At 62.0% G+C, this 7621-nt stretch carries 8 protein-coding genes; 4 read left to right on the forward strand and 4 right to left on the reverse strand.

The features are described 5' to 3' along the window. Positions 1-625 (reverse strand): hydroxyacylglutathione hydrolase (gene gloB / locus EN749_RS25810; protein WP_128364218.1); only part of this gene is annotated, 625 nt, incomplete at its 3' end. A 136-nt stretch (positions 626-761) separates the two neighbouring features. On the opposite strand from gloB, the gene EN749_RS25815 reads away from it, so the two are divergent. From EN749_RS25815 to EN749_RS25825, 3 genes are all read left to right on the forward strand, one after another. Beyond that, positions 762-1544 carry a methyltransferase domain-containing protein gene (locus tag EN749_RS25815; protein ID WP_127811338.1) on the forward strand — a complete coding sequence of 261 codons (783 nt, stop codon included), beginning with the start codon at positions 762-764 and terminating at the stop codon, positions 1542-1544. A gap of 132 nt (positions 1545-1676) precedes the next feature. Next, the gene (locus tag EN749_RS25820) at positions 1677-3503 is read left to right on the forward strand and encodes an ABC transporter ATP-binding protein/permease (protein ID WP_127809184.1); all 1827 of its coding nucleotides are present in this window, start codon (positions 1677-1679) and stop codon (positions 3501-3503) included. Positions 3504-3589: 86 nt separating this feature from the next. Then, a complete protein-coding gene (locus tag EN749_RS25825; RefSeq protein ID WP_128288222.1) occupies positions 3590-4393 on the forward strand; it encodes a DUF1194 domain-containing protein in 804 nt (267 codons plus the stop codon). 70 nt (positions 4394-4463) lie between these two features. On the opposite strand, the gene EN749_RS25830 is transcribed toward EN749_RS25825, so the two are convergent. Continuing rightward, on the reverse strand, positions 4464-5399 hold the full coding sequence (locus EN749_RS25830; RefSeq protein ID WP_127396310.1) for a glycosyltransferase family A protein: 936 nt from the start codon (positions 5397-5399) through the stop codon (positions 4464-4466). 15 nt (positions 5400-5414) lie between these two features. After that, positions 5415-6371, reverse strand: coding sequence for a glycosyltransferase (locus tag EN749_RS25835; RefSeq protein WP_245482664.1), 957 nt, complete (start codon positions 6369-6371; stop codon positions 5415-5417). Positions 6372-6698: 327 nt separating this feature from the next. Between EN749_RS25835 and EN749_RS25840 the strand changes: the two genes are divergently transcribed. After that, a complete protein-coding gene (locus EN749_RS25840; RefSeq protein ID WP_127396312.1) occupies positions 6699-7019 on the forward strand; it encodes a DUF1330 domain-containing protein in 321 nt (106 codons plus the stop codon). 7 nt (positions 7020-7026) lie between these two features. On the opposite strand, the gene metW is transcribed toward EN749_RS25840, so the two are convergent. Beyond that, on the reverse strand, positions 7027-7621 hold a 595-nt coding region (gene metW, locus EN749_RS25845; protein ID WP_128364219.1), incomplete at its 5' end, for a methionine biosynthesis protein MetW.

Raw genomic sequence — 7621 nt, forward strand, 5'->3', positions numbered from 1 at the left:
GCGTCGGCTTGTTGTCGGCGCGCAGCTTTTCGATCCTGGCGGCGCGTTCCTTCAATGCCGAATTGGTCGGGTCGACGGTCAGCGCGAAACGGGCGTTGGAGAGCGTATACTCGTGGCCGCAATAGATGGCCGTTTCAGCTGGAAGTGCAGCCAGCTTCTTCAGCGATTCATACATCACCGGCGGCTTGCATTCGAACAGCCGTCCGCAACCCAGCGCAAACAGCGTGTCGGCGGTGAACGCCACACCCGACGCCGGCAAATAATAGGAAACGTGGCCGGCGGTGTGGCCGGGCGTGGCGATGACTTCGATCTTTTCATCGCCAAGATGGAGAACCGAGCCGTCTTCGACGGTCTCGTCGATGCCGGGGATCTTGGCCTTTTCCGCTTCCGGGCCGACGATGCGCAGCTTGAAGCGCTCCTTCAGCGCCAGATTGGCCTCGACGTGATCCATGTGATGATGCGTGGTCAGGATCGTCGTCGGCGTCCAGCCAGTGCGCTTTATCGCTGCCAGGATAGGCGCTTCCTCGGGCGCGTCGATGATCGCGGTCTGGCCGCTTTTGGGATCATGCACCAGCACGCCGAAATTGTCGCTGCGGCACATGAACTGTTCGATTTCGACCGGCATCGCATCTCTCCGTTTATGGCCGCAGACATAGGGCGCCGGCGCGTGGATGTCATCCCGGATGTCGAATGACATCTCGGAATGTCGGATGTCGCGGCCTTTTGTTGAAACCCGCCGATATCACGGCTACATCCCTGCCATGCATTCCGACATCGTCGATCTTCGCTCCTTCTATTCGACAACACTCGGCCGTTTCGCCGAGCGTTCGATCACCATGGCGTTGTCGTCGATATGGGCAGCGGTACCCAACGAGCGGCTGGTTGGTCTGGGTTACACCTTGCCCTGGCTGGAGCGGTTCGGCACCGATGCCGAGCGGGTCTTTGCCTTCATGCCGGCAACGCAAGGCGCGGTGGTGTGGCCGGCGACAGGGCCGACGGCGACGGCACTGGTCTTCGACGAGGAACTGCCGCTGGTCGATTCCTGCATCGACCGCATGCTGCTCGTCCATTCGCTCGAACATGTCGAGAACCCGCGTGAGACGCTGAACGAGATCTGGCGCGTGCTGTCGCCGGCTGGCCGGGTGGTCATCGTCGTGCCCAACCGGCGCGGTGTCTGGGCGCGCTTCGAGCACACCCCATTCGGCAATGGCCGGCCCTTTTCGCGCGGCCAGCTTACCGAATTGCTGCGCGAGGCGAATTTCACGCCCGCCGCCTGGTCCGATGCGCTGTTCTTTCCGCCGTCGAGGCGCCGTTTCATGATGCGCTTCCACAATGTGCTGGAGCGCGCCGGCCGGCGGCTGTGGCCGATCTTTTCCGGCGTCATCGTCGTCGAGGCGCAGAAACGGCTCTATCAAGGCGTGCCCGTCGTCCAGCGCGCCTCGCGCCGCGTCTTCGTGCCGGTGCTGTCGCCGCATGGCGCCACCCGGCTTGGCCGTCACAAAGCCGATGCCGAGCCCTCGGCTGCGCGGGTGACGGCTTCGTGATCACGGCAAACGTGCCTGACGTCGTTTCCCGGCCTATCTGTCGCAAGTGGACCGACAGGCCATCCGGCAGCCCATACGAACGCCTGGCAAATTTCTCCATCCGGTTTCGGCACTGACGCAAGGACCTCGGCCATGGCTGATCAACCGGACAATGCCGCCGTCGTTCAGCCGGTTGCGGTGGCGGTCGAAGCCAGCAGCCTGCGCGATCAGGTGGCGACGATCCGGCGGGCGCTGGCGGGATCGCCGGTTCGCAAATGGTTGCTGTGGACGTCGGTCGGTATCATGGCCGTGATCATCGCAACGTCGATCGGCCAGGTTCTGCTCAACCGCTGGAACCAGCCTTTCTACGATGCGCTTGCGCGCCGCGACATGGCGGCCTTCCTGCACCAGCTCCTCGTCTTCGCGATGATCGCCGGCGGGCTGCTGGTGCTCAATATCGGCCAGACCTGGCTCAACCAGATGATCAGGCTCAAACTGCGCGAGGCGCTGACGCTGGATCTGATCGATCAGTGGATGCGGCCGGCGCGCGCCTTCCGGTTGGCCAATGCCGGCGCCATCGGCGTCAATCCCGACCAGCGCATGCAGCAGGACGCCGCGCATCTGTCCGACCTGTCAACCGATCTCGGCGTCGGGCTGCTGCAGTCGTGCATCCTGCTCGTGTCCTTCGTCGGGGTGCTGTGGGAGCTGTCCTCGGGCTTCGTGTTCCACATCGGCGGGACCTCGCTGGCCATACCGGGCTACATGGTCTGGGCCGCTATCCTTTACGCCGGCATCGCCTCCTGGCTGAGCTGGCTGGTCGGGCGCCCGCTCATCCGCCTGAACAGCGACCGCTATACACGCGAAGCCGAGCTGCGCTCCTCGATGGTGCGCGTCAACGAGAATGTCGATGCCATCGCGTTGTATCATGGCGAGGCCGACGCCAGGCGGCGGCTCGAACTCGATCTCGGCACGGTGCTGGGCGCCATGCGGCGCATCTACACCGCCCAGATCAACCTGTCCTGGGTGACCGACACCTATGGCTGGATCACCGTCGTGGCGCCCATACTGGTCGCTTCGCCGGTCTATTTCTCAGGTGATATCAGCTTTGGCGGGCTGATGATGGCGGTCGGCGCCTTCAACCAGGTCCACTCTTCCTTGCGCTGGTTCATCAACAACATCGGCAGCATCGCCGATTGGCGCGCCACGCTGATGCGCGTGGCCGATTTCCGCATCGCGCTCGATGAAACCGATGCGCTGCACGACACGGAAAAGCGCATCGCCTTCGGCCAAAACGTCGATGGCAGCCTGACTTTCGAGAAGCTCGAAGTGACCTCGCCGGAGGGTTGCACCAGACTCGCCGATCCGCATGTCGAAATCCGCCCCGGCGAGCGCGTCATGATCACCGGCGACCCCGGTGCGGGCAAGACGCTGTTCTTTCGTGCCATTGCCGGCCTGTGGCCATGGGGAAGCGGCCGGATCGGCCTGCCGTCGGGAGAAACCCCCATATTCGTGCCGCGCGTGCCTTATTTTCCGGTCGGCACGTTGCGCGAAGTCCTCGATCACCCGAACGGGCCCGCGCCGGCGAACGATGCCGACATTTCGGCGGTGCTGGCCGAGGTCGGTCTGGGACGGCTGTCCTCATCGCTCGACCGTGCGGGGCGTTGGGACCATGAGTTGGGCGATGACGAACAACGCTCGCTGGCCTTCGCCAGGCTCGCGTTGCGGCAGCCGAAATGGGTGATAATCGACGAGGCGCTGGATGCGTTCGACGGCCCATCGCTAAGACGCGTGCTGTCGATGCTCGAGAAGCGTTTGCCGGGGACAGCGATCCTCAACATCGGGCGCGGCCAGCACAACAACCACTTCTTCCCGCGCGCGTTGACGATCGTCAAGGATTCCGGTGCGCCAGCCCTGAAGCCCGCCCGCGTCAGGGCCGGCGCGATCGAACCGCCGCCAGCCGCCGCTCGTCGCAAGAAATGAGCTGATTTCCGGGCGGGGGAAGCAAAGCTTTATTTTGCCGCGATCGCGAGGGAAGCTCCTCGGGAGAAACAACCCTGGCGACGGCCATGCTTCATGCCCTGCGCCTGCTTGCCTGTCTTGCCTGCGCCCAGGCTGCCCCGATGGCCTCGCCGGCGGATGCGCTCGCCGTCGACGTCGAGCTGGTGCTGGCGGTCGACATCTCGCTGTCGATGGACGAGAAGGAGTTCGCCCTGCAGCGGGCCGGTTATGTCGAGGCGCTGCGGCATCCCGACTTCATCAAGGCTGTCCGCGCCGGCGCCACGGGCCGCATAGCGCTGACCTATTTCGAATGGGCCGGCACGGTGCGCGACGACGCGGTCATCGGCTGGCAGATTATCGATAGTGCCGAGAGCGCGAACAGCTTTGCCGACAAGGTCGCGGCTCGCCCGTTCCGCAGCTTTCGCGGCACTTCGATTTCCGGCGCGCTGGCCTTCGGCACCGAGCTTTTCGACCGCACGTCTTTCCAGGGCGAACGCAGCGTCATCGACATTTCGGGCGACGGACCGAACAATATCGGGCCGCCGGTCACCGCGACGCGTGATGCGGCGACTGCCAAAGGCATCGTCGTCAACGGGCTGCCGATCCTGATCAGCCCGTCGCCCACCTTCAGCCATCTCGACCAGTATTATGCGCAGTGCGTGATCGGCGGACCCGGTTCCTTCGTGCTGCCTATCTATGCCGCCGCCGAGTTTTCGACAGCCATCCGGCGCAAGCTGCTCCTGGAAGTGAGCGGCATTCAGGACGAGGTGAGAAGCATCCCCATCGACGCGGCGACGCCGATAGACTGCCTGCAAGGCGAACGGGACAGGCGGTTTCTATCGGATCCGTATTTTCCCGAACTTGACCGTTGAGCTCTCGACAGAGGGGTTAACGCGATCCGGAGGGAAAACCGTTCCACAATTTCCCGGAATCCCTCTCGGTTTAAGCGGGCCGGGCACCAAATTGATTGCGAAACTCGTTGGAGAGATCGCGGCGCCAGCGCCGGCCGTGGACATAGCCTTGCATCAATTCCGGCAGCGAATAGCCAAGCGTTTTGGATGAACGGTTGGCCATGTAGCCCTGAAATGCCTCCGGTATCCTGCCTCGCAGGATGTCGGCGATGAGTTGCCGCGAGATCATGTAAGGCGGAATGTGCGGGTAGGCATGGGCAATATGCGGATGTTTGCCCATCAGGTTCGCATAGGCCTCGACATAGCCGTCACGGCGGCCGGAAATCGAGTTCTCCGAATTGTATTTCGTCCAGTCCAGATCCCTGGACAACTGCGCACCGAAGCGCCGGGCAAGGCGCAGCAGCAATTCGCGATCCTGCATGCGGGTGATGTCGCTGTCGTAGCCGCCGATGGCCAGCAAGGCTTCGCGGCGAGCCGTGATCGCGGAGCCGGCAATGAAGATGGTCTGCCCAACCAGCGTCCGCTCAAGCATTGCGGGGCTCACGAACGCCTCGGGGTTGACGCAGTTTGTGATGCGACTGCCTTTCAGGGACACGAACGAACTGATCAGCACTTGCAGTACAGGATTTTCCTCGAACCAGGTCAGGGTTCGTTCGAGCCGGTGCGGCATGTAGATGTCGTCCGAATCGAGGAACGTCACCAACGGTGCCCGCGCGCGCTCGATGCCGGCATTCCTGGCTGCGTTGGCGCCTCGCCATTTCGCCCCGACATAGATCAGCCGCGGGTCCTGGATGCGGGCCAGCGCCGATTCGGTCCCATCGGTCGAACCATCGTCGACGACAATGTGCTCAAGCCTCGACATGCTCTGGGAGAGTACGCTTTCCACGGCGCGCAACACCGTTTCGCGTCGGTTGTGGGTCGGCGTAATGACCGTGATGAGAGGTGTCGGTTCGATGGTTTTGCCCATTTTGACCATAGTGCTTCAGCTATGTCCCACGTAGAGGGGCACGTTTTCAACCTTGTCCCGAACCAGCCCAAGGGCCATGGCCGCTTGTGCACAAAAAACCAGCGCGCAAAAGGCCAATCCGACGATCAGTGCAAACGGGATCTGCCATGCCGGCATTCCGAGCCGAGTTGCATGCGTCAGAATACGCCCGCCCACTTTCCAGGATGTCGAAAACCAACGTCTTGTCGCCTTCAGCACTCGCGCGGCTTGGGATGGCGATGCCAGTGCCACATATTTCCGGTCCGCATCGCGCCCGGTGACCAGGGCACGCCAAAAGAAAAACCGCCAACCGCGCGGAGGATAATGGCTGGCCCGGGCATCGACTCTGACAAAATCATGCCCGCTTGCTCGTAACTGGCTGGTGAGCAACGTGCAAGAAACCTTGAATCCATTGCTGGCCGGAAAGGGATGGCCGGCTAACCAGCTTCTGCGGAAGGCGCAATTGTTGGCGTTCATCGCGCGCTTGGAGGCAAAGCGTCGATCACCATCACGCAGCGGGAAGAACCACAGAAGCGCAAAGGTCCGCGAAGCGAAATCGTCACAGCCGAGATAGGTGTAACCGTTCACGGCGATCGTCTTCGGATCTTGGAGCGGTTTGAGAAGTGCCGACAGCCAGCCGTCTTCGATCACTGTATCGGAATCGCAGAAAATGACGATGTCGCCCTTGGCCAACGCGGCGCCTGCGTTCTTGACCTCATAGTACCGGCCGCCTGTGCAGGCGCTGAAGACCGTATTGGCTGCCATGCCAAGTTGCGGAACAATTTCGGTGAGACGATGCCGGAGAATCGGTGTGTCGGTATCTGGTCCGCTGTGAACGACGATGACCTCCGGTTTCAGGTATTGACCGGTTGTCGTCACGGCTTTTATTTCCCGTGCCAAAGCGCTGAACGAAACGCCGATCTCATCTTCATTGATGGACTTGGCGTTTTCCATTTCGACAACGATCGAATAGGTCAGGTTCCCCGCTCCGTGCTTCGCTCGGCATCGCGTCCGGCATGACGCTACGAAAAACATGCTCCCGTGTCATCATCTGGTTGCAGAGTTCAATCCGTCCGCAACCCCGAATTCGCAACCTTGCGTCTCAACGGCAACACCCTGAGGGCCGGAGACTGGAAACCGCCTCAGGATCGCGCAGGCCGATTCGTCTTGATCGCCTCATCTCATTCTTATTACTTTTGGGGTAATCGAATTCTGTCACGACCCTTGGCAATCTGTGCCTTCGGAGCCGGCAATCGGCTTCGATTGAAAGGGAGTGCACTTATGACCGCTTACGCCGTCGCCCATATGCGCCAAGCCACGATGGGCCCGCAGATCATCGAATACCTGCACAAGATCGATGCCACGCTGGAACCTTTCGGCGGCCGTTTTCTGGTCCATGGCGGCGATGTCGAGGTGATCGAGAACAACTGGCCGGGCCATCTGATCATCATCGAATTTCCCGACAGGCAGCATGTGCATGGCTGGTACAATTCGCCCGCCTATCAAGCGATTCTGGCGCTGCGCACGGACAATTCGGAGGCCGACGTGGTGTTTGCTGACGGCGTCGAACATCCGCACAAGGCCACGGACATCCTCGATTAGCTTGCGGCTACTGCCGTTTCAGCAGGAACACTGCCTGCTGGCCGAAGAAGTTCCAGAACCACCACGGCATCGACAGGCCGATCTTCTGGCCGTTGGCGTCGAGAGCGGTTGCCTTCTCGACAGTCGCGCCGAGCTCGTCGCACAGATTGACGAAGTCGCGGATGGTGCAGAAGTGGATGTTGGGCGTGTCGTACCAGGAATAGGGCAGGTCCTTGGTCACTGGCATGCGGCCGTTGACGAACAGTGACAGACGCACACGCCAATGGCCGAAATTGGGGAAGGAGACGATGGCGCGATTGCCGATCCTGAGCAGTTCGTCGAGCACCAGCTTCGGGTTGCGGGTGGCCTGCAGCGTCTGCGAGAGGACGACGAAGTCAAAGCCCTTGTCGGGATAGAATTCGAGATCCTTGTCGGCGTCGCCCTGGATGACCGAGAGGCCGCGCGCCACGCATTCGTTGACGCCGCGCTGCGACAGCTCGAGCCCACGGCCGTCGACCTGCTTGCTGTCCTGCAGCAATTCGAGCAGCGAGCCGTCGCCCGAGCCGACATCGAGCACGCGCGACTGTGGTGGGCTGAGGCTGGCGACGACTTCAAGGTCGACG

Origin of the sequence: Mesorhizobium sp. M7A.F.Ca.ET.027.02.1.1, assembly GCF_004022985.1 — a bacterium.
In the GTDB taxonomy this organism is placed as follows: domain Bacteria; phylum Pseudomonadota; class Alphaproteobacteria; order Rhizobiales; family Rhizobiaceae; genus Mesorhizobium.

Coding starts and splice junctions, on each gene's coding strand:
- EN749_RS25820 (WP_127809184.1), top strand. CDS start 1,677: ATGGCTGATCAACCGGACAATGCCGCCGTCGTTCAGCCGGTTGCGGTG.
- EN749_RS25815 (WP_127811338.1), top strand. CDS start 762: ATGCATTCCGACATCGTCGATCTTCGCTCCTTCTATTCGACAACACTC.
- EN749_RS25835 (WP_245482664.1), bottom strand. CDS start 6,371: ATGGAAAACGCCAAGTCCATCAATGAAGATGAGATCGGCGTTTCGTTC.
- EN749_RS25825 (WP_128288222.1), top strand. CDS start 3,590: ATGCTTCATGCCCTGCGCCTGCTTGCCTGTCTTGCCTGCGCCCAGGCT.
- EN749_RS25830 (WP_127396310.1), bottom strand. CDS start 5,399: ATGGGCAAAACCATCGAACCGACACCTCTCATCACGGTCATTACGCCG.
- EN749_RS25840 (WP_127396312.1), top strand. CDS start 6,699: ATGACCGCTTACGCCGTCGCCCATATGCGCCAAGCCACGATGGGCCCG.